The 18,962-nt window shown below is 65.7% G+C and carries 18 protein-coding genes and 1 pseudogene; 9 read left to right on the top strand and 10 right to left on the bottom strand.

Annotated elements, in window-relative coordinates; translation table 11 throughout:
- Positions 1 to 291: 291 nt before the first annotated feature.
- From BLR03_RS21775 to BLR03_RS21765, 3 genes are all read right to left on the bottom strand, one after another.
- Positions 292 to 1,545, bottom strand: coding sequence for an RNA polymerase sigma factor (locus BLR03_RS21775; RefSeq protein ID WP_091256448.1), 1,254 nt, complete (start codon positions 1,543 to 1,545; stop codon positions 292 to 294).
- Between the two features lie 7 nt (positions 1,546 to 1,552).
- The gene (locus BLR03_RS21770) at positions 1,553 to 1,972 is read right to left on the bottom strand and encodes a YciI family protein (protein WP_091256446.1); all 420 of its coding nucleotides are present in this window, start codon (positions 1,970 to 1,972) and stop codon (positions 1,553 to 1,555) included.
- 267 nt (positions 1,973 to 2,239) lie between these two features.
- A complete protein-coding gene (locus tag BLR03_RS21765) occupies positions 2,240 to 3,187 on the bottom strand; it encodes a hypothetical protein (RefSeq protein WP_139184641.1) in 948 nt (315 codons plus the stop codon).
- A 169-nt stretch (positions 3,188 to 3,356) separates the two neighbouring features.
- Between BLR03_RS21765 and BLR03_RS25060 the strand changes: the two genes are divergently transcribed.
- The 6 genes and pseudogenes from BLR03_RS25060 to BLR03_RS21745 all read left to right on the top strand — a co-directional run bounded on the left by BLR03_RS25060 (position 3,357) and on the right by BLR03_RS21745 (position 9,044).
- The gene (locus BLR03_RS25060; RefSeq protein WP_368086995.1) at positions 3,357 to 4,010 is read left to right on the top strand and encodes a glycoside hydrolase family 36 N-terminal domain-containing protein; all 654 of its coding nucleotides are present in this window, start codon (positions 3,357 to 3,359) and stop codon (positions 4,008 to 4,010) included.
- A pseudogene (locus BLR03_RS25055) lies at positions 3,901 to 4,745 on the top strand (alpha-galactosidase); the annotation flags it as partial. The gene BLR03_RS25060 and the pseudogene BLR03_RS25055, both read left to right, overlap by 110 nt.
- Before the next feature lie 72 nt (positions 4,746 to 4,817).
- Entirely contained in the window at positions 4,818 to 5,207 is a 390-nt protein-coding gene (locus BLR03_RS25050; protein WP_368086994.1) for a GH36 C-terminal domain-containing protein, read from the top strand.
- A gap of 912 nt (positions 5,208 to 6,119) precedes the next feature.
- Positions 6,120 to 6,503, top strand: coding sequence for a hypothetical protein (locus BLR03_RS21755; protein ID WP_091256442.1), 384 nt, complete (start codon positions 6,120 to 6,122; stop codon positions 6,501 to 6,503).
- A gap of 853 nt (positions 6,504 to 7,356) precedes the next feature.
- Positions 7,357 to 8,595, top strand: coding sequence for an IS110 family RNA-guided transposase (locus BLR03_RS21750; protein ID WP_091256440.1), 1,239 nt, complete (start codon positions 7,357 to 7,359; stop codon positions 8,593 to 8,595).
- Positions 8,596 to 8,657: 62 nt separating this feature from the next.
- A complete protein-coding gene (locus tag BLR03_RS21745) occupies positions 8,658 to 9,044 on the top strand; it encodes a VOC family protein (RefSeq protein ID WP_091256438.1) in 387 nt (128 codons plus the stop codon).
- Positions 9,045 to 9,281: 237 nt separating this feature from the next.
- Here BLR03_RS21745 and BLR03_RS21740 read toward each other — a convergent pair whose 3' ends face one another.
- From BLR03_RS21740 to BLR03_RS21710, 6 genes are all read right to left on the bottom strand, one after another.
- Entirely contained in the window at positions 9,282 to 10,484 is a 1,203-nt protein-coding gene (locus BLR03_RS21740; protein ID WP_091256436.1) for a cytochrome P450, read from the bottom strand.
- Entirely contained in the window at positions 10,481 to 11,158 is a 678-nt protein-coding gene (gene bioD, locus BLR03_RS21735; RefSeq protein WP_091256435.1) for a dethiobiotin synthase, read from the bottom strand. The genes BLR03_RS21740 and bioD overlap by 4 nt, the downstream gene beginning before the upstream one ends.
- Positions 11,155 to 12,324: an 8-amino-7-oxononanoate synthase gene (locus tag BLR03_RS21730; RefSeq protein WP_254788645.1), complete on the bottom strand. Its 1,170-nt coding sequence runs from the start codon at positions 12,322 to 12,324 to the stop codon at positions 11,155 to 11,157. The genes bioD and BLR03_RS21730 overlap by 4 nt, the downstream gene beginning before the upstream one ends.
- A complete protein-coding gene (locus tag BLR03_RS21725) occupies positions 12,321 to 13,676 on the bottom strand; it encodes an adenosylmethionine--8-amino-7-oxononanoate transaminase (RefSeq protein WP_091256431.1) in 1,356 nt (451 codons plus the stop codon). The genes BLR03_RS21730 and BLR03_RS21725 overlap by 4 nt, the downstream gene beginning before the upstream one ends.
- Positions 13,677 to 13,905: 229 nt before the next feature.
- Positions 13,906 to 14,931 (bottom strand): biotin synthase BioB, encoded by a 1,026-nt coding sequence (gene bioB, locus BLR03_RS21715; protein WP_091256427.1) that lies wholly within the window; start codon positions 14,929 to 14,931, stop codon positions 13,906 to 13,908.
- 196 nt (positions 14,932 to 15,127) lie between these two features.
- Positions 15,128 to 15,460: a cytochrome P450 gene (locus tag BLR03_RS21710; protein WP_091256426.1), complete on the bottom strand. Its 333-nt coding sequence runs from the start codon at positions 15,458 to 15,460 to the stop codon at positions 15,128 to 15,130.
- Positions 15,461 to 15,480: 20 nt separating this feature from the next.
- Between BLR03_RS21710 and BLR03_RS21705 the strand changes: the two genes are divergently transcribed.
- The gene (locus BLR03_RS21705; protein WP_091256424.1) at positions 15,481 to 16,407 is read left to right on the top strand and encodes a ribonuclease Z; all 927 of its coding nucleotides are present in this window, start codon (positions 15,481 to 15,483) and stop codon (positions 16,405 to 16,407) included.
- A 222-nt stretch (positions 16,408 to 16,629) separates the two neighbouring features.
- Here BLR03_RS21705 and BLR03_RS21700 read toward each other — a convergent pair whose 3' ends face one another.
- On the bottom strand, positions 16,630 to 16,896 hold the full coding sequence (locus tag BLR03_RS21700) for a DUF1876 domain-containing protein (RefSeq protein WP_091256422.1): 267 nt from the start codon (positions 16,894 to 16,896) through the stop codon (positions 16,630 to 16,632).
- A gap of 662 nt (positions 16,897 to 17,558) precedes the next feature.
- On the opposite strand from BLR03_RS21700, the gene BLR03_RS21690 reads away from it, so the two are divergent.
- Positions 17,559 to 18,287: a FadR/GntR family transcriptional regulator gene (locus tag BLR03_RS21690; protein ID WP_091256419.1), complete on the top strand. Its 729-nt coding sequence runs from the start codon at positions 17,559 to 17,561 to the stop codon at positions 18,285 to 18,287.
- Between the two features lie 173 nt (positions 18,288 to 18,460).
- Positions 18,461 to 18,962: lyase family protein (locus tag BLR03_RS21685; protein ID WP_254788644.1), on the top strand; the 502-nt coding region annotated here is incomplete at its 3' end.

Genomic DNA, 18,962 nt, shown 5'->3' with positions numbered 1-18,962 from the left:
ACCGCGCCATGACACGAGCACAACGAAAAACCCGACAGCGAACCCGACTCCTGACATTCCGTGCCGACGACTGAAAATGATACCCTTACCGGCAGCAACGGGCTGTGAATCGCAGCGCTAAATGCCCCCTAGTGCCCGTAAGCCGATCGCTCGGCGGGACGGCCGTTGAGGATCACCGCCAGGTCTGTGCCGGCTTGTGGTGGTAATCGGCGCCGGCGAACGACCGTGTCAAGCATCTGGGTAACGACTGTTGGGGTCTTCGTGCGTCGCCGGTCCGGCGGCGGGCCTCCTTTACGGTCGGCTGACGCCGTCGACCTTGCGCTCCAGCGCCGCGCGTTCGGCGGCGTTCCCGCACAGCTCAACGGCCCGAAGAAGTGCGGACCGCGCTTCGTCGCGACGACCGAGCCGGGTGAGCATCTCGCCGCGGATCGCGGGGAGCAGGTGCGATCCGGTCAGTTCGCCCCGCGACACGATCGCGTCCACGAGTTCGAGACCCTCCGCGGGACCGGCGGCCATCGCGACCGCGACCGCTCGGTTGAGTTCGATGACGGGCGAAGGCGTCAGCCGCCCGAGGGCCTCGTAGAGGATGACGATCCGCTGCCAGTCCGTTTCGGCAACCGAACGAGCCACCGCGTGACACTCGGCGATGGAGGCTTGGAGGCCGTATGCGCCCAGTCCACGTCCGCCCCCCACGGCCCGCGCCAGCGCCGCACGCCCGCGCCGGATCGCCGACTGGTCCCACAGCCGCCGGTCCTGGTCCTCCAGAAGCACCGGGCGGCCGGACGCATCGAGTCGGGCCGGAAAACGGGCCGCCGTGAGTTCCAGCAACGCGAGCAGCCCGAATACCTCGGGCACGGGCGCCAGCCGCACCAGTACGCGGGCAAGCCGGCGGGCCTCGCCCGCCAGATCCGTACGGATCCACTCCTCGCCGCCCGATGCGAACGAGCCCTCCGTGAAGATCAGGTAGACGACCTGAAGCACCGAGCCGAGCCGCTCGGTCAACTCCTGCCTATCGGGCACAGCGAATGGCACCCGCGCGGCGGCCAGCGTCTTCTTGGCCCGCGTGATACGTGCCTGGATCGTCGCCACCGGAACAAGGAACGCCTTGGCGATCTCGTCGCTGCCCAGTCCGGCAACCACCCGCAGCGTCAATGCGATCCGTGCCTCCTTCGACAGCACGGGATGGCACGAGATAAACATCAACCCGAGCACGTCGTCATCAATCGCGTCGGGGTCGAACAGCGCGTCCGCTCCGGGCGTCGAGTCGTCCAGGCCCCGGGCGAGGAGGGCGTAGCGTTCGTCGCGCCCGGCGCGCCGCCGGAAGGCATCGATGGCACGGCGGCGGCCCGTGGTGAGCAGCCACCCTGCCGGTTCGGCCGGCACGCCGTTTACGGACCAGGAGACCAGCGCCTCGGCGAGGGCTTCCTGCGCGAGATCCTCGGCCAGCGAGAAGTCGCCCGTATAGCGGGCGAGGGCGCCGACGATACGGGCGGACTCCATCCGCCACACCGCCTCGACGGCGCCCCGCGCCTCCACGGTGCTCACCGTCGGTTCAGAGCTGCCCGGTCAGCTCGCGCCAGGCGCGTTCCTTCTGGATCCACTGGTTGTCCTGCGGGAACTCGTCGATCGTCGTCACGCGGCGGATCTCGGTCTTGCTACCCGCCGTGAGCGGCGCCCGCTTGGCCCACTCGACGGCTTCCTGCTTCGACGCGACATCGAGGATGTAGTAGCCGCCGAACAGTTCCTTGGTCTCCCCGTACGGGCCGTCGGTGACTACCGGCGTCTCGCCGGTGAAATCGACCACAACGCCCTCGTTCGGATCGTCCAGGCCCTCGGCCGCCAGCAGGACACCGGCACGAATCAACTCGTCGTTGAACTTGCCCATGCTCTCCATGATCTCCGCGAAGTCTGTGTTCGCGAAGTTCGCGAACGACTCGTCGGTCGCCCGCATGATCAACATGTACTTGGCCATCTAATGCTCCTTGATTCCGGAAGGTCGCGCTTCGACCTTCTCACCCACAGGTCGAACGGCGCGAGGCCAGATCGACACAACCCGAAGAATCTTTGCTTGCGCCCACGCGGGACTTCTTGCCACCGCTCCACCAACGCTAGCCGACCGCCAGTGACTGACCGTATTGTCACGGACGCGCAGTCACGCCGCCCGTAAGCGGATCCCCAAACGCGCTGCGCAAATTGGTGACGCCAGCGAAACCGCGGGGGTCCATCGCTACGATCTGAGCTAGGCATTAGACGGTGTCGGAGTGAACATCGGGTGCTCAAGGTCAAATAGAACTTCGCTCATTGTCGAGACGTGGAAGCCAAACTCCGTGTCGCTCAAACGGATCCGGTCCCATTCTTCCTTGTCGAAGATCCATAGGCGGGTCAGGTCGCCACCACCACGCCGCCGATTCTTGCCACACTCCCAAAGTGAGCGAACTGCGGACACGATCCTCGCCGTGATGGCGACCGACTCCTTGTACTTCACCCAGTGCGTAACCTTCGCCCAGCGAGGATCGCCATCCTGCACATGTCGCTCGATCACAGTCAGCGAAGGGCCCCGAACGGATATCAGATCCCCATCGCCGATGCTCATCCCCTTCTCCGACGGCAGGATGGCGAGCCCATGCTTGCCTGCGTTATACAAATCGGCTCCGTCCCGGATCGCATCACAGCAATGGCGTACAAGTTCTCTCAGTCCCTGGCGGTGCCGCTCCCAGCCATCCTCGTGCCTCCATGTGACGCCCGCCTCGATGACACCCTGATCCGCGCTGCAGCTCACGATACGCAGAAGCTCGTTTATCGTTTCATCGGTATCCAACGAACTGGTGATATGCGCGACTTTCTGAGGGAAGACTCTCGGCTGTCTAAGTTTCGCCATCTCGAACCAGGGGCAGGGCGCATCCGCCCAATGGGCAAGACACAATCGAAGGAGCGTCTCCGCAGCCTGATGAAAGATAAGAGTGCTCTCGAGGGCCGCAAACTGGACTCGATCCTTCCGGGACGGAACTTCATCTCGGCTCAGGGCCAGTTCCTCCTGCACACCGGTCTTCGTCGATTCGTCGGCCAGGAAGGCAGCCAGCATCCATAGGCGGTGTTCGATGACCTCGGCAGGGTCTGCGCGATAAAACTCCTCATTCAGCGAGCTGAACTCGGCCGAGTCCACGTCAGCGGGCTTTGGGGCTGCCATGACGTGAATACTAGCTGTATTGCCCATTGAGGTTGATGAGGTGACTGTGTCAAGTCTTTCTGGCCCCGGGGGACGGTCATAGTCGGCTCGGCCCCGGTGAAGACCTAACGAGCTAACGGCGGTCCGGCTTGGACAGTGGACTCATGAAGGTGGAGGTGACACCGAACGGCTGCGCCTGGACCTGACGCTGGAGCTACTCCCGGGCGGCCTGCTGCGCAGCCGCGCACAACTGACCAACCTGTACAACGAGAAGTACACCCTCGAAGATCTCGTGTTGTCCTTCCCGATTCCCGCGGAGGCCACAGAGCTGCTGGATTTCGCAGGCAACCACAACTACGAACGGATCCCCCAACGAGGCACGCTGCGGACCGGCACCCACCTGCGCGAGAACCGCAAAGGCCGCACCGGTGCCGACAGCGCATACATCCTGCACGCGGGAGCCCCCGGATTCGGATTCGGCCATGGCGACGTCTGGGCCGTCCATGCGGCCTGGAGCGGAAACCACCAGCACTACGCTGAACGGGTCTACAGCGGCGAGCAGCTCCTCGGCGGAGGCGAGCTGCTCCTGCCCGGCGAAATCCGGCTGGGCCGCGGTGACAGCTACACCAGCCCCTGGATCTACGCCTCCTATGGGACCGGACTCGACGAGGTCGCGCACCGCTTCCACGCGCATGTGCGCAGCCGCACGGCGCCGGTTTTCGGCCGAGCGGCCGGTGACGCTCAACGTGTGGGAGGCCGTCTACTTCGACCACGACGAGGACAAACTCATCGACCTGGCCGAGCGCGCCGCCGCCATCGGCGTCGAACGCTACGTGCTCGATGACGGGTGGTTCGGTTCACGACGCGACGACACTTCGGGACTCGGCGACTGGGTGGTGTCCGCGGACGTGTGGCCGACAGGCCTTCACCCCCTGGTGGACCGCGTAGACGAACTGGGAATGCAGTTCGGCCTGTGGTTCGAACCCGAGATGGTCAACCCCGACAGCGACGTCGCCCGTGCCCATCCGGAATGGATCATGGCCGCCCGCACCGCATTGCCGGTGGAGTCACGCCACCAGCAGGTCCTCAACCTCGGCATCCCCGAAGCCTACGAGCACGTCAAAAAGCAGATCCTCGCCATCGTGGCGGAATACCCGATCGACTACATCAAATGGGACCACAACCGCGACCTCATCGAGGCAGGAAACCAGCTCGACGGCGGCCGTCCGGGCGTTCACGCCCAGACCCTCGCGTTCTACGCCTTGCTGGAAGAAATCCGGTCACTGCACCCGGACCTGGAGATCGAATCGTGCTCATCCGGCGGTGCCCGCGTCGACCTCGGCGTGCTGGAACACACGGACCGGGTCTGGGTGTCGGACAACATCGACCCCCATGACCGGCAGACCATACTGCGCTGGACTACGCAACTGCTGCCGCCGGAGTACATGGGCTCCACATCGCTTCCGGTCGCTCCCACACCACCGGCCGCCAGCACGACCTGGCATTCCGGGCCGGCACCGCCATCTTCGGACACCTCGGCGTCGAGTGGGATCTCGCCACCGCCAGCGACGAAGACCTTGACAGCGTGCGCCGGTGGATCGCTTTCTACAAGCAGGAACGCCACCTCCTGCTCGCCGGCGACGTCGTCCGCATGGATGGCCAGGATTCCAACGTCCTGGCCCACGGCGTCGTCAGCTGGGACAGGTCGCGTGCGATCTTCGCGGCTGCGGCACTCGACAGCCATTACCCGGATCCTGCCGGCCGACTGAAGCTCCGCGGACTCGACCCGGACGCAACGTACCGGGTGGAACCCGTCTTCCCCGGGACGACACCCTCAGGCCTTCTACCCCCGGCATGGTGGGGCCAGCCGACAGCCGCCGGCCAGGCAATTGAAGGCTCCGCTCTGCGGGGAGCCGTCCAAAACGACGTGACTTTCCCCGGACGCAGCTTTCACGGGAGCGTCCTGGCGAAGGTCGGCGTCGCATCCCCGAGGATCCACCCCGACCAGGTAGTCCTCTACCGCGTCACCAAGACCGGCTGACCCACCGCCAACCTATACCGGAAAGCGCGGACCCCGTGTCCTGTGAGGGCCGGCCACCACAACCCCTCAGGGGCCGAACAATTGAAGAGTTCTTGAGCAGCAAAGGGAACCACATGATCACGCCAATCGAACCGGGACAGACTCTGCAGGTCACCGGAAGCAGCGCCAGCAACATCGAGGACGAACTGAGGTCGTTCACCGCCGCGAGGCGTTGAAACGGATCATGCTCAGGAAAGGGCTTGAGCGGTCCTGTGCTGAACACGCCAAATACCGCCAACAAATCACCGCCAATTAGAGTTGCGATTCACACTGAAGGCGTGCCAGCCCTTCGGGAGCCGCATCTCGATAGCAGTTCTCGAAATCGCCCCACCGATCAAGGTCAGCGAATCGGGTTTTGAGAATCGGGTTTTGAGAATCGAAGAGGTGGTAATGGGTATGTGTGCGGCCCATCCCGTGCCGCTGCCCGGTGGGGCGGAATTATCCGGACATGTCAGTGCCCATAGTCCCTTGACGCATGGCAAGCACCGGACGCAAAGTTCACACGAGAGTCATGCCCCCGATGGCCGATAACCATCCGGGCCCAGCCCTCATGCCGCAACAACCGCTGCACGGCGGAGCATATTGCATCCCTTGAGCTCCTCCCAGGCGGAGCCGCTTGCGGTCAACCACGGGAGCGCTCCGGTCACGTCTTGGACAGGAGAAGTAAGAATGGATCTTGAGCAACCGCCCCCAGGCCCAAAGAGAGTATCTGCGGCTAGGGTCGCCAAAGACGCGGCGCGGGCGTCTATTTCGGCGTCGCGGAAGAAAGTTTCGTAAGGCGCCCAGGACCGCAGAGGACCATTCCTGTGGAATTCAGGCCTGGAACGGCTCACCAACCGAACCCGCCTGCGGGGACAGCCAGCCGATGTGGGCATGAACCTGTTCTACGAGGACCTTGAGTGGAATCCCCTCTTTGGCCCGGGCGATCCCTCGGGGATCATTCCGAGGGACACGGATCAGGTTCCGCCTAGAAATATGGCTAATGCGGGAGGGCTGATTCTGCCCTGGTGCTCGAATTCGCAAGAGATCCGTCAGAAGGCCATTGTTGTGTGCCGCCTTGGGGAGGACCTGGATACGATCGAAGGTCCCCTCCTGTATGTCTTCCAGTATTACTGGGACAACGTGGGGTACTTCTTGCCGGCCACCTTTGGGTCTTTCGACGAGAAGATCTCTATGGGTGAGGGGCCCAGTTCATCCCTCAACGTGGACTTCATCCTCGGTCCTACAGGAGACCTGGTTGCCAGGGCATGGGCTTAGGAGCCTGGCCGGAGCGCGGCTCGGCCCCTGCCAATCACTAAAGGAGTCGGCAAGGTGTCCGGAGGCTAAGTCGAGTATCTGGGCTCTCGCAGAGGGGAAAAGATGAGATGCGAGTTGGCGGCAACCTGGCAGCCTCCGACACTGCACTTCCCCCCACCCGGCCAGGGCTGCCGCCACTAGGAACACCGCACCCCGTCCCTGGCGTCGGTTCATGGATCCACATCCTGGGTAGCATCGTCCGCAGCCCACCTGATGCGCCTGAAGTCTCGGATCTTCAGGGCAATGAAGACGATTAGCTCAAGGGCCACGGCAGCCAACCAGAGAACCAGGGTGAGGGCTCCTACAGCGTATTCGCGATGCCCGCCCCCGCATTGGGATCCGCTGTCAATTTTCGAAGTCGTCTGCACTGATACCCCCCAGAATTACGGGGGTAGTGCAGACGGGTATGGACAGGCAGTGTCCGAGCCCGTTTGTGCCCTGATCGCTGTTGTTCCCCGTTGCTGAGGCCGGCCCAATGAAGGTTCCAAGGATGTAGCGCGCGGTCTTGAAATCTGAAGGGGGCTAGCGGTCCGGCGTCGCTGTCGCGCCGTGGTGGGAGAAAGTATGCGGTTGCCTCGCCCCGGGCTCTGGCCGCGGATGAGGTTTCGGGCGGATTATGGAGGTGTCTGCCGCGGTGGACGCCGGTCCGTCTGTGGTGCTGTGGTTGAGCCTGTGGGCTAGCGTGGCGCGGAGGGCTTCCACGGGAACCGTGGATTGTTGCCTTTGGAGCACGAGTGTTAGATTCCTCTGATTTCCCTGTCCTCCCCTCGGCAGACGCCGACGTAAAGACGTCAAGGTGTCAGGAGGAGCAGTCATGGATATCGTGCACGAGCGGGCTGCCGGTTTGGATATTTCCAAACGCGACGCGAAGGTCTGTCTCCGGCTGCCCGGGCAGCGGGCCGGAACCTACACCTCCACGATCACAACGTGGGGCGCGACCACAGGCCAGATCCTTGCCCTGCGGGACTTCCTGGAACGCGAGCACGTCACCACGGTCGTCATGGAAGCCACGAGCGATTACTGGAAACCCTTCTTCTACCTCCTCGAAGAAACGCTGCCGGTGATGCTGGTCAACGCCAAGTCCGCAAGGAACATCCCGGGCCGCAAAACCGATGTCTCTGACGCGGCCTGGCTGGCCCAGCTGGGCGCGCACGGACTCCTTCGGGCCTCGTTCGTCCCGCCCGAACCGATCCGTGAACTGCGGGACCTGACCAGGGCCCGGGCCATTGCCACCCGTGACCGGACCCGGGAGATCCAGCGCCTGGAGAAGTTCCTGGAAGGCTCCGGGATCAAGCTCTCCTCCGTGGTCTCGGACCTCACCGGTGTTTCGTCCCGGGCGATGCTCGAAGCCCTCGTCAGCGGTGAACGCGACCCGGACGTCCTGGCCGGCCTCGCCAAAGGCACCCTTCGCTCCAGAATCCCCGAGCTCGTGGAGGCCCTCACCGGCCGCTTCAAAAGCCACCACGCGTTCATGGCCCGGCTGCATCTGGACCAGATCGATACCCAGTCCCGCATCATCGACGCCCTCACCGGACGGATCGAGGAAGCGATGGAGCCCTTTCGTGCCGCCAGGGAATTCCTGGCCACCATCCCCGGAGTCTCACTCAAAGTCGCCGACGTGATCATCGCCGAAACCGGCGCGGACATGTCCCGCTTCGAAACACCGGGCCGGCTTGCTTCCTGGACCGGCGTCTGTCCCGGCGCCAACGAATCCGCCGGACGAATCAAGTCTGTGCACATCCTGCCCGGCAACAAATACCTCAAAGGCGCCCTGGGCATCGCGGCCCTGTCCGCTTCCCGGAGCAAGGACACCTACCTGGCCGCAAAATACTGGCGCGTCGCCGCCCGCCGCGGACCCATGAAAGCCACCGTGGCCGTCGAACACTCCATCCTCACCGCCGTCTGGCACATGCTCGCCGACGGCGAATGCTACGTCGACCCCGGCGCCGACCACTTCACGCGCCTGGACCCGATCAAAGCCAAGAACAACGCCATCAAGAAACTCAAGAGCCTCGGATTCAACGTCACCATCACCGCCGCCAACGCAGCCTGACCACCCTTACTTTCGTATTAGACGTCAGATGGTGTCAGACAACCACACCCAAGGAGGCCACCATGACGGTCACTTTCAACCACACCATCGTCTACGCAACAGACAAGCGCCGTTCGGCGAAGTTCCTGGCCAACGTACTCGGACTGCCGGAACCCCAACCCATGTGGTCTTTCATGACCGTACCCCTTGACCATGGAGTAGCCCTCGATTTCGCCACGGCGGACCGGCCCATCGCCCCGCAGCACTACGCCTTCCTGGTCAGCGAGGAGGACTTCGACGGAATCTTCGCAAGAATCCAGGCCGAGGGCATCTCCTACTGGGCAGACCCGGGACGGTCCCGCCCACAGCAAATCAACCACAACGACGGCGGACGCGGCGTCTACTTCTCGGATCCTGACGGACATTTCCTCGAGGCGATCACGCGCCCGTATGGATCGGGTGCTGCATGATTCCCAGTTGCCGGGTTTGATGTGATTGGCGTAAGTCTAGGATCCTTGGATGAGCGGGACAAAGGCCGGGGAAATTTCGACGTCGGATAAGTCGACTACTTCTTGGCCTGCTTCGTACGCCGCGGTTTACTCTCTTCGTTGGCGATGGGGTTCACCGTGAGAACGGGTTTTTCGCGAAGGCCTTCGCCCACTTGGCCTCAGTCTCCTTGTCCTCTACAACGGCGTCGCCCTGGAGCACTAGGACCTTGCGGACCTACCTTTAACAACCGTGACCGTCCGGGGTGCCTGGAATGAAAGGAACCGGATCCATTCGGACTCGGGATCCTGCAGTTGTATCCCAGGAAGCGCGGCGGCAGTTTCCTGGACGATGACAGCCGTCTCGAGTTCGGCGAGCTTGGCGCCGAGGCAGCGGTGAATGCCTGAGCCGAAGACCAGGCCGTAGGCGGTTGAGGGCCTGACCGTCGCGGTGTGTGTCTGTGGGGGCCACCCGTCCGGTTCGGCTGGTCGGGTGATGCGGTTGCCGGAGAGTTCGATGAGGATTTCGGTACCGGCCGGGATCAGCGCGTCACCAAGCAATGTGCCCTGAGGTGCGATGCGGCGCCAGGTAGGGACGGATGATTCGGTGGTCAGCACGTGCTTAACCGTCGTGCGAGCGCCTGTCTCGGAGGCAGCGGCGGTCCAGTTCGACGGTGCGGAGCCCTCCAGGAGGCGGAACAGGGTGGTGCTAATCAGCTGCGTGGTGGTTTCCTGTCCGGCGATCAGCAGGAAGTAACCGAGCGAACAGATCTCGGGGGTGGACAGGCCGTGGTCGGCCAGTGATTTGAACAGGTTGCGCCCGTGGGCGGAGACGGATTCGCTGACGAGACGGCGCAGCCAGACGTAGAAGTCTGCGGCGCTGTGGGCAAGTTCGAGTTGCCGGGCCTCGTCGGGCCAGCCCCAGAACAGCTCCATGGAGTCAAGGCCCCACCGCTTGAGATCCGCAAGGTCCCGGACGGGCAGTCCGAGGAGTTCGAGCATGACGACGGCCGGAGTGAAGGCCGCCACGGCCTGCACGAGGTCCACGTGGCCGGCGCGGTCGAGCTGCTGTGCTGTGTTCGCCGCCGCTTCCCGCGCTAGTTCGCGGATGCGCGGCTCCATGGCGGCGACGGTGGCGGGGGTGAAGAATCTCGCGACGACCTTGCGGATCCCGGCATGCGTGTCGGTGTCGTTACTGGCCAGCACCGGGGGCAGGGCGAAACGGACGCGCTGCAGCACCCGCAGGGCAGGCCCGGACAAGGGTGTGACCGCGACCAAGGCGTTGCCGGGGCTGAAATCGGTTGGCCGGTGCAGGACGTCCCGGACGGTCTCGGGGTCACGCACCACCAGGTACGGGCATTGGCCCGGTGCAAGGTTCTCGGTCTGCGGCTGCGCGGGTGCCGGGTCCGTTGGTGCCGGGTTCATGCGGGTAGTCCGTTCAGCCAGGCCGCCGACTCGGCACGGAAACGTGCTGGGCTCAGTTCCGAGGCCCGCTCGGGAATGGCACCGAGGAAGGGAGCCGGCAGCGATCCGAGCACGTCCCGGTTGCTGCGGTGGACAAACTCAGGGGCAGACGGCCAGCTCCCGAGCACCAGGCCAAGGACCCGAAGGTCCCGGGCGGCCAGCGCTTCGAGGGTCAGCGCGGTGTGGTTCAGGGTGCCGAGGGCCGGCCGGGCCACGAGCACAAACGCCGCAGCCAGGAGCGAGCCCAGGTCGGCGAGCGTGCCGCCGTCGGGGTCCAGTTCGACGAGCAGCCCGCCTGCGCCTTCGACCAGGACGTGGTCATGGGAGCTGGCGAGCTCGCGGACCCGCCCGGCGTGGACAGCTAGCCGCGGGAGCGGCGCACCGTCGACGGCGGCGGCCGCGACGGGCGCCAGCGGCTCCTGCAGGACAACGCCGGCTTCGGCCGTCACGGCGCCGGCGAGCCGGACAATCTCTCCCGTGTCGAGGTCACCGGTGGCGGCTCCGGACTGGCACGGTTTGTACACCGCGACGCTGCGCCCCGCTGCCATCAGGGCGGCGGCGAGGGCCGCCGTCGTGATGGTCTTGCCGACGCCGGTGTCCGTTCCGGTGATCAGGATAATGTCGGGCAGGTTCATGGAAGTTCCTCCAAAATGCCGCGCAGCACGGCGCAGCTGTCGTCGATTTCGTCGGGTGTTAGGGTGGCGCGGGCGGTGAGTCGAAGCCGCGAGATCCCGTCGGGGACGGACGGCGGGCGGAAGCAGCCGATCCGGACGCCGGCCAGGCGCGCGGCCTCGGCGCCGGCCCGGGCCGATTCGGCGGAGGGCATGGAAATGGACTGAACGGCCCCCGCAGTCTGTTCGATCCTGGCCCCACGGACCGCAAGGACCTGGGCAAGCCCAGCGGCCAGCGCCGCAGCGTTGTCCCGGACGGCTCCTGCCCGCCAAGGTTCGTCCCGAATGATCCGGATGGCGGTGAGGGCCGCTGCTGCCGGTGCCGGGGCGAGACCGGTGTCGAAGATGAAGCTCCTGGCCCGGTTGACGAGGTGTTCACGCAGCAACGCGGATCCCAGGACCGCTCCGCCCTGGCTGCCCACGGCCTTGGACAGTGTCGCGGTCACCATCACGTTCGGATGCCCCGCGAGAGCTGTCCCGGCCACCGAACCGCGGCCCTGGAAGGTGGAGGTGCTGGTGACGCCGAGGCTGTGGGCCTCGTCGATGAGCAGCACGGCGTCGTATTCCTCGGCCAGGATCAGCAGGCCAGCCAGCGGCGCTTCGTCGCCGAGGACGCTGTAGACGGATTCGACGGCGATGAGTGCGCGCGGCTCCGACCGGCCGGCCAGCAGGCGGCCGGCTTCCTCCACGCTGTTGTGGGTGAACGATTCGGTGCGGGAGCGGCTGAGCCGGAATCCGTCGATCATCGAGGCATGGCAGTGCTCATCGGCGACGATCAGGGTTCCGGGGCCGCCCAGCGCGGTGATCACACCGATGTTGGCCAGGTACCCGGAGGAGAACACGAGGGCCGTTTCCATGCCGGTGAGCATGGCCAGTTCCTGCTCGAGGTCCAGGTGCAGCCGGGTGGTTCCGGCGACCAGGCGCGAGGACGTGGCGCCCGCACCCCACGCCCGGAGCGCCGCCGCCGCTGCCTCAATGACCCGCGGGTCTGCTGCGAGGCCCAGATAGTCGTTGCTGGCCAGGTCGATCAAGCGCTCGTCGGCGGCGCGGGCGAGCGGGCGGCGGACCAGGCCCCGCCGGTCCCGGACCGCGGCCTGCCGCTCGAGCCATTTGATCATCGAGGCGCTCATCCCAGCCCCCTGGACCGTGCCGGGGCGGGCTCGTGGACTTCGGCGACGGCGGCCGTCATGCCCGCGGTGATCTGTTCAACGTCCGCCGCGGTGCTGATGTACGGGGGCATTGTGTAGACGAGGTTCCGGAACGGCCGCACCCACACGCCGTGCCGGATGGCCGCGGCAGTTACCGCAGGGACGTCGACGGCGTCGTGCAGTTCGATGACCCCCACCGCTCCGATGGTGCGGACATCCCGGACGCAGTCCAGGTCCCGGGCCGGGGCCAGCCCGGACGCCAGGCCGGCGTTGGTCCGGCCAACGTCGGCCCGCCAGCCGCCGTCGGCGATGATGCCAAGGCTGGCATTGGCGACAGCGCAGGCCAGTGGGTTGCCCATGAAGGTGGGGCCGTGCAGCAGTGCGCCGGCCCGCCCAGCGGAGACGGTGGCCGCGACCTCGTCCGTGCAGAGGGTGGCGGCGAGGGTCAGGTATCCGCCGGTCAGGGCTTTGCCCACGCACAGGATATCCGGGACGACGCCGGCATGATCGGCCGCGAACAGCTCCCCCGTGCGCCCAAAACCGGTGGCGATTTCATCGAAAATGAGGAGCAGCCCGTGCCGGTCCGCGGCCTGCCTCAAAGCGGTGAGGCATTCGGCCGGGTAGGCGTGCATGCCGCCGGCGCCCTGGAGGACCGGTTCAACGATGATCGCGGCCAGCTCCCCCGCATGCGCGGCCGCGATGGCCTGGAGCTCCGAGGCCCACGCCACGACGGATCCGGGCGTTGGGGACGCTGCGGCCGGGGGACGCGGAGCAAACACGTTGCCGGCCAGCAGCCCGGGGAAGGCGGAGTGCATGCCGTCCACGGGGTCGCAGACCCCCATCGCCGCGAATGTGTCGCCGTGGTATCCGCCGCGGAGGCTCAGGAACCGCTGGCGCCGGGGGTGGCCGGAAGCGGTCTGGAACTGCACCGCCAGCTTCAGTGCCACTTCCACGGACACCGAGCCCGAATCCGCGAGGAACACCCGCTCCAGTGGTGCCCGGCCGGGTCCGGAAGGGGCCATGGCCACCAGCCGCTCGGCCAGCTCCACCGCCGGGGCGTGCGTGAGGCCGCCGAACATCACATGGCTGAAGGCAGCCAGTTGCCGCTTCGCGGCGGCGTCCAGCACCGGGTGGCGGTAGCCGTGGATCGCCGACCACCACGAGGACATGGCATCCACGACTTCATGGTGCTCGCCGTCTTCGCTGCGGAGCCGCAGCCGCACGCCGTCGGCCGCCTCGACCTCCCACAACGGAAGATCCGGGGAGGCTGGTGCGTAGGGGTGCCACAACCGTGCGCGGTCCCGCTGGATCAAACTCCCTCGGGCCGGTGTCATTGGACCACAACCCCGTGGCGGGAGCATTCCGCGGACCAGCCTGTCGGTGTGACCTGGACCTTCATCCGCCGCCGACAGTGGGCGCAGAATCGCGGCGGTTCCAGCACCAGCCGATCCTGGCAGGGTCGGTGGGGGTCCGACGGCGGCTTGGAACCGCCGTCGTCGGGCTCCCCGCAGTGCCCGCAAAACGTGCCGGCGGCTGACCCGTGCGGTGTATGGGTTGAAGGTTTCACAGTGACTTCTGAAATTCCTTGATCGGCATGTTCAGCTCAACCAGCAGGCTCAGGTCCGCGTCCGCGGGGCGGCCCAGGGTGGTGAGGTAGTTGCCCACGATGACGGCGTTGATGCCGCCGAGGAGGCCGTCCCTGGTGCCGAGATCGCCGAGGGTCAGTTCCCGGCCGCCGGCGTAGCGCAGGACGGTGCGGGGCATGGCCAGACGGAACGCGGCAATCGCGCGCAGAGCGTCCTTGCCGTCCATGATTCCCTGGTTCTCCAGGGGAGTCCCGGGCCGCGGGTTCAGGAAGTTCAGCGGGACCTCATGGGGTTCCAAGGCCGCGAGCTGGGACGCGAGTTCCGCGCGCTGCTCGAGGGATTCACCCATCCCGATCAGAGCACCGCAGCACAGCTCCATGCCGGCGGCCTTGACCATGGCGCAGGTCTCCAGGCGCTCCTCATAGCTGTGGGTCGTGACCACCTCGGGGAAATAGCTGCGCGCCGTTTCCAGATTGTGGTTGTACCGGTGCACGCCCCACGCGGCGAGCTGGTCCACCTGGCGCTGGGTCAGCATGCCCAGCGAGCACGCGATGTTGATCTCCACTTCTTCGTTGATGCGGTCGATAGCGAACTTGATCTGGTTCATCAGCTTGATGTCCGGTCCGCGGACGGCGGCCACGATGCAGAACTCCGTGGCCCCGGTTGCTGCCGTTTCCTTGGCCGCCTTGACCAGTTCCGGGATGTCCAGCCACACCCCGCGGACCGGGGAGTCAAACAGCCCGGACTGGCTGCAGAAGTGGCAGTCCTCCGGGCAGCCGCCGGTCTTGATGGAGACGATGCCCTCCACCTCCACGTCCTCCCCGCAATGCCTGAGCCGCACCTCGTGCGCCAGCTGCAGCGCCGCCGGAAGGGCATCATCGGACAGGCGCAGGACCTCCACCAGCTGCTCCTGCGTCAGCCCGCGTCCTTCCTCAAGGACCTGCCGGCGGGCGGTTTCAAGAATCTCATGCTCGGTGGTCACCGGATCTGCCTGAATCGTCATTGATTGTCCTTTTCGCTGGGTTTCGTGGATATGCCTCACCGGCGACAGTAGTTTCCGGCTGTTCGCAGGATTTTGTGCGCTCCCCACAAGAACGGGGGCGACAGTTTGTTTCGCCCGGAGAGGCCGCCAGACGGCCGGGCGCCTCGAGCCAATAGGGCATGCCTGATCGATTACGGTGACTCTGCATGTCCGTGGCCTAGGCGAGCGTCAACCGCAGGGGCACAGAGTCCCAGCCAAGAAGGGTGTTGTTGTAGTGGCGTTCGATCGCCGAGGCCAGTTCGATGCTCTTGATCCGGGGCACCAGCTGTTCCAGCAATGACGCCGCCTGGAGGCGGGCTGCGTGCTGGCCCACGCACTGGTGGATGCCCATGGCGAGGGACAGATGTCCGGACGGGTCACGGGAGAGGTGGAACTTGTCGGGGTATTCCCAGCGGCGCGGATCGCGGTTTGCCGCCGCGAAGCACAGCGTGACCCTGCTGGCTTCGGGGATGGGGCTGCCGCCGATGGTGACATCGCCCGTTGTCGCCATCGAGTGGCACACTGGACTTCATGCGTGAGTTAGTCGTCCTCGGCACCGCCTCGCAGGTCCCGACCCGCACCCGCAACCAAAACGGGTACATACTGCGCTGGGATGGCGAAGACTTCCTCTTCGATCCCGGAGAGGGTACGCAGCGGCAGATGATCCACGCCGGAGTTACCGTCTCCCAGATCACGCGCATCTGCCTCACGCACGTGCACGGCGACCACTGCTACGGCCTGCCCGGCGTCCTTTCCCGCATGGCCCTTGACAAGGTCGACCACCCCGTCCACCTGCACTATCCTGCCACCGGGGAGGACACCGTCCGAGCTCTCGTGTCCGTCGCGTCCTCGGGCATAGATCTTCGGCTGCATCCACATGGGGGCTACGGGGGCGACGAACACGAGGGCCCCGGCCACAGGACTTCCGAGCCGATCGCCCCGGGCCTGGAGGTCCGGGCGCTGAATCACAGCATCGAGGCCTTTGGCTATCGGTTTGTGGAACCCGACGGGCGCACACTCCTTCCTGACCGGCTCGCGGCAGTCGGGATTGCGGGATCCGACGTCGGCCGCCTAATGCGCCAAGGAAACCTGGGCGGCGTGAGTCTGGAGGAGGTAAGCGAGCCGCGACCCGGTCAACGCTTCGCCTTCGTCATGGATACCGCGCCCTGCCAGGGCGCGGAGGAACTGGCGGAGGGCGCCGACCTGCTCGTCACGGAGTGCACATTCAGCGACGACGACGCCGCGCTCGCCTCGCAGTTCCGCCATCTCACAGCGGGGCAGGCGGGCGAGCTGGCCGCATCGGCGGGCGCGGGGACTCTCGTCCTCACCCACTTTTCTTCGCGCTACGGGGACGTTGCCCCTCTTGCCAAGCAGGCCCGGGGTCGCGCCGGTCAAGCCAGGGTGGTTGCCGCGAACGACCTTGACCGCATCGCCTTTCCGCAACGTCGTGCGTCCTAGCGACGTCTGCGGGAATTACACCTATGAATCGTGCAGAGCCCAGCCCCGGGGCCACCTATTGGTGGGCGGACGGGAAGCGCCTCCAGAGCGACCCGGAGCAGCTCCTGGGGTGGGAGGCGGATCCAGGCCGGCCTCGCCGTCGCCCTCGCCCGACCCCGCCGCCGGGGCCTTCACCGACGACGTCCGACGCCGGGAATCTCCGACGCGCTCGGCATGGCAGGGCTAAGGACGGAGATGTGCAGGTTCTTTGGTAATTTTCTCGATGTCGGCCGCGGTGACTTCGATCAGCTGATGCGCCAAGTCCGCCAAGGCGCGTGCGGTCGCCAACTCGTCCCCAATCTCAGGGACATCCGAGTCCACCGGATTCAGCCTCGCCAACCCAACTCCTTCCAGTTCAGCCCGGTTCTCGGCCCTCAGTCGCGCCGTGGCCCGCGTTTGGTTTTCATGTTCGTCGATAACGATGTTCACCGACCAGCTTTTCTCTTGCATGGTGCCCGCCTCCTCGATCCGACTTCCACCTTGCCAAGCCCAAGACAAGCCGTCAAGGTCCGCAAATTTCCCCGCAAGACCGTGCGCCCAAGGCCCTGAGCTGCCCCGCACGACGAGGCAACGCACGCGGGACCGCAGACCTCATGCAGACCGAGGACGCCAGAGCCGGGCGCCGTTCATCGGCTCTGGCTTCTTGGTCCGGGGTGTTCAACCCGCGCTGCAGGGCGGCCCGTTGATCGTGCTTCCTGCGGTGACGGCTGCGCCGTCACCGCTCCCCCGAGGCCAAGGCTCTGGGCCTCGGCCTGGGCGATCCGTGGTTCAAGGTCGAGCGCGCCGGGGGGAGGCCGTGGTCGTCCAGTTCCCCGGACACGGCCACTGGGCTACGTGTTGAGGTCCCAGTGGGCACGGATTGCCTCTGCAATCGGTCCGGCAGTGACGTCGACTCGGAGAGCAACGGGCGCGGTCCCTGTCTCTTCGATGCCCGCGTCGTGGTAAACGCGGCCGCATGAGGGACACAGGGTGTGGAGATCCTCGTCCTCAGGCCATGCAGCCAGCCACCAGAGTCGACTTCCGTGATACTGGCGAGAACACATAAGGCCGCCCCATCGCGTCATTTTCGGGACTTCCTTGACGGTCTGTGTGACAGGTGCCATAGTCTTCGTATGAACCTGTTGGACAGCTGGACAGCTGCGCAAGATCGAGTCGTACGCGTTGGCGCGGCCGAAGCGGTCTTCGCATCCCTCCGCAATGCTATCGAGGGCGGCAAGATCCCTGTCGGCACCCGCCTCGACTCGGAGGCATCGCTGGCCAAACAGTACGGTGTGAGCCGCACGATGGTCAGGGAGGCGCTGCGTTCCTGCACCGCATTGGGACTTACGGCCACCCACACGGGAAAGGGCACGTTCGTGATCGCTGACAAGGTGGCCCAGGACCTCAAACTCGGCAAATATTCGGCCAGCGCCCTCGTTGAAGCCCGCCCCCACGTGGAAGTGCCGGCCGCGGGCCTCGCCGCCCAACGCCGCAGCAGTGAAGACCTGGAGGCTCTTCGGGAAATCCTTCGAGAAATGTCCGAGGAAGACGATCTCCAGCAGTGGGTGCTTTTGAACACTGAGTTCCATGTGACCATTGCCCGGTGCAGCGGCAATGGCGTGTTCGAATCATTCCTGTCAGACATCTGCGACGCCATGGCTAACCAATCAAGCACCCTTAACCTCGTGGCTGACCGGCGCAAGGAATCGGGTCAGGAACACGCCCGCATTTTCGCGGCCATCGAGAATGGATCAGCCGAGGAAGCATCCCAGGCCATGAGGCTGCATTTGCACGGGGTTGAATGCGCCCTGGGCACCATCGTCCCCGGAAGCGGAAACTCCAGGTCCGGCCATACGCGCTAGATCCTAAACCCCGGATTTCACTCACCATCCCCTGCCGTAATCGCCACAAGCCGGCCCGTCCACTGTGCCGTGGACCAACCAGACCCGCCGTGCTGGCCGACGCGTCACCCTGGCCTGCCCCGGCCCCAGATTCTTACCGTCCAAACCCGTCAACGAAGCCCTGTGAGGACCCCATGACCATCGCCCATACCGCCCCGGATTTCCGCTCGGAACACGACCTCCTCGGCGACCGGGATGTTCCCGCCGACGCCTACTGGGGCGTCCACACCCTCCGGGCCGTGGAGAACTTCCCCATCACCGGCCAGCCACTGTCCTCCAACATGTACCTGGTCCGCGGACTGGCTGCCGTGAAACTGGCCGCCGCCCGCACCAACCACGAGCTCGGGCTGCTCGACGCCGAGCGCGCCCGGGCCATCGAGGATGCCTGCGCCGACGTCATGAACGGCAAGCTCAGCGAGCAGTTCGTCGTGGACGTCATCCAGGGCGGTGCCGGGACGTCCTCGAACATGAACGCCAACGAGGTGATCGCCAACCGGGCCCTGGAAATCCTCGGCCGCCCCAAGGGCGACTACGCACGGCTGCACCCCAACGACCACGTCAACCTCAGCCAGTCCACCAACGACGTCTATCCCACGGCGGTCAAGCTCGGCACGATCTTCGCCGCCCGGGAACTCC

Origin of the sequence: Arthrobacter sp. ok909 (assembly GCF_900104405.1) — a bacterium.
GTDB classification, from domain to species: Bacteria; Actinomycetota; Actinomycetes; order Actinomycetales; family Micrococcaceae; genus Arthrobacter; species Arthrobacter humicola.
The sequence above is the reverse complement of the archived record's forward strand: the minus strand, read 5'-3'. Positions and strand labels throughout refer to the sequence as shown.

Bases quoted from the DNA above. Each gene is read 5' to 3' on its own strand.
- BLR03_RS21705 (WP_091256424.1), top strand. From the start codon at position 15,481: ATGCGTGAGTTAGTCGTCCTCGGCACCGCCTCGCAGGTCCCGACCCGC.
- BLR03_RS25050 (WP_368086994.1), top strand. From the start codon at position 4,818: ATGGATGGCCAGGATTCCAACGTCCTGGCCCACGGCGTCGTCAGCTGG.
- BLR03_RS21700 (WP_091256422.1), bottom strand. From the start codon at position 16,896: ATGCAAGAGAAAAGCTGGTCGGTGAACATCGTTATCGACGAACATGAA.
- BLR03_RS21725 (WP_091256431.1), bottom strand. From the start codon at position 13,676: ATGACACCGGCCCGAGGGAGTTTGATCCAGCGGGACCGCGCACGGTTG.
- BLR03_RS21750 (WP_091256440.1), top strand. From the start codon at position 7,357: ATGGATATCGTGCACGAGCGGGCTGCCGGTTTGGATATTTCCAAACGC.
- BLR03_RS21770 (WP_091256446.1), bottom strand. From the start codon at position 1,972: ATGGCCAAGTACATGTTGATCATGCGGGCGACCGACGAGTCGTTCGCG.
- bioB (WP_091256427.1), bottom strand. From the start codon at position 14,931: ATGACGATTCAGGCAGATCCGGTGACCACCGAGCATGAGATTCTTGAA.
- BLR03_RS21765 (WP_139184641.1), bottom strand. From the start codon at position 3,187: ATGGCAGCCCCAAAGCCCGCTGACGTGGACTCGGCCGAGTTCAGCTCG.
- BLR03_RS21755 (WP_091256442.1), top strand. From the start codon at position 6,120: ATGAACCTGTTCTACGAGGACCTTGAGTGGAATCCCCTCTTTGGCCCG.
- BLR03_RS21745 (WP_091256438.1), top strand. From the start codon at position 8,658: ATGACGGTCACTTTCAACCACACCATCGTCTACGCAACAGACAAGCGC.
- BLR03_RS21690 (WP_091256419.1), top strand. From the start codon at position 17,559: ATGAACCTGTTGGACAGCTGGACAGCTGCGCAAGATCGAGTCGTACGC.
- BLR03_RS21730 (WP_254788645.1), bottom strand. From the start codon at position 12,324: ATGAGCGCCTCGATGATCAAATGGCTCGAGCGGCAGGCCGCGGTCCGG.
- BLR03_RS21710 (WP_091256426.1), bottom strand. From the start codon at position 15,460: ATGGCGACAACGGGCGATGTCACCATCGGCGGCAGCCCCATCCCCGAA.
- BLR03_RS21740 (WP_091256436.1), bottom strand. From the start codon at position 10,484: ATGAACCCGGCACCAACGGACCCGGCACCCGCGCAGCCGCAGACCGAG.
- bioD (WP_091256435.1), bottom strand. From the start codon at position 11,158: ATGAACCTGCCCGACATTATCCTGATCACCGGAACGGACACCGGCGTC.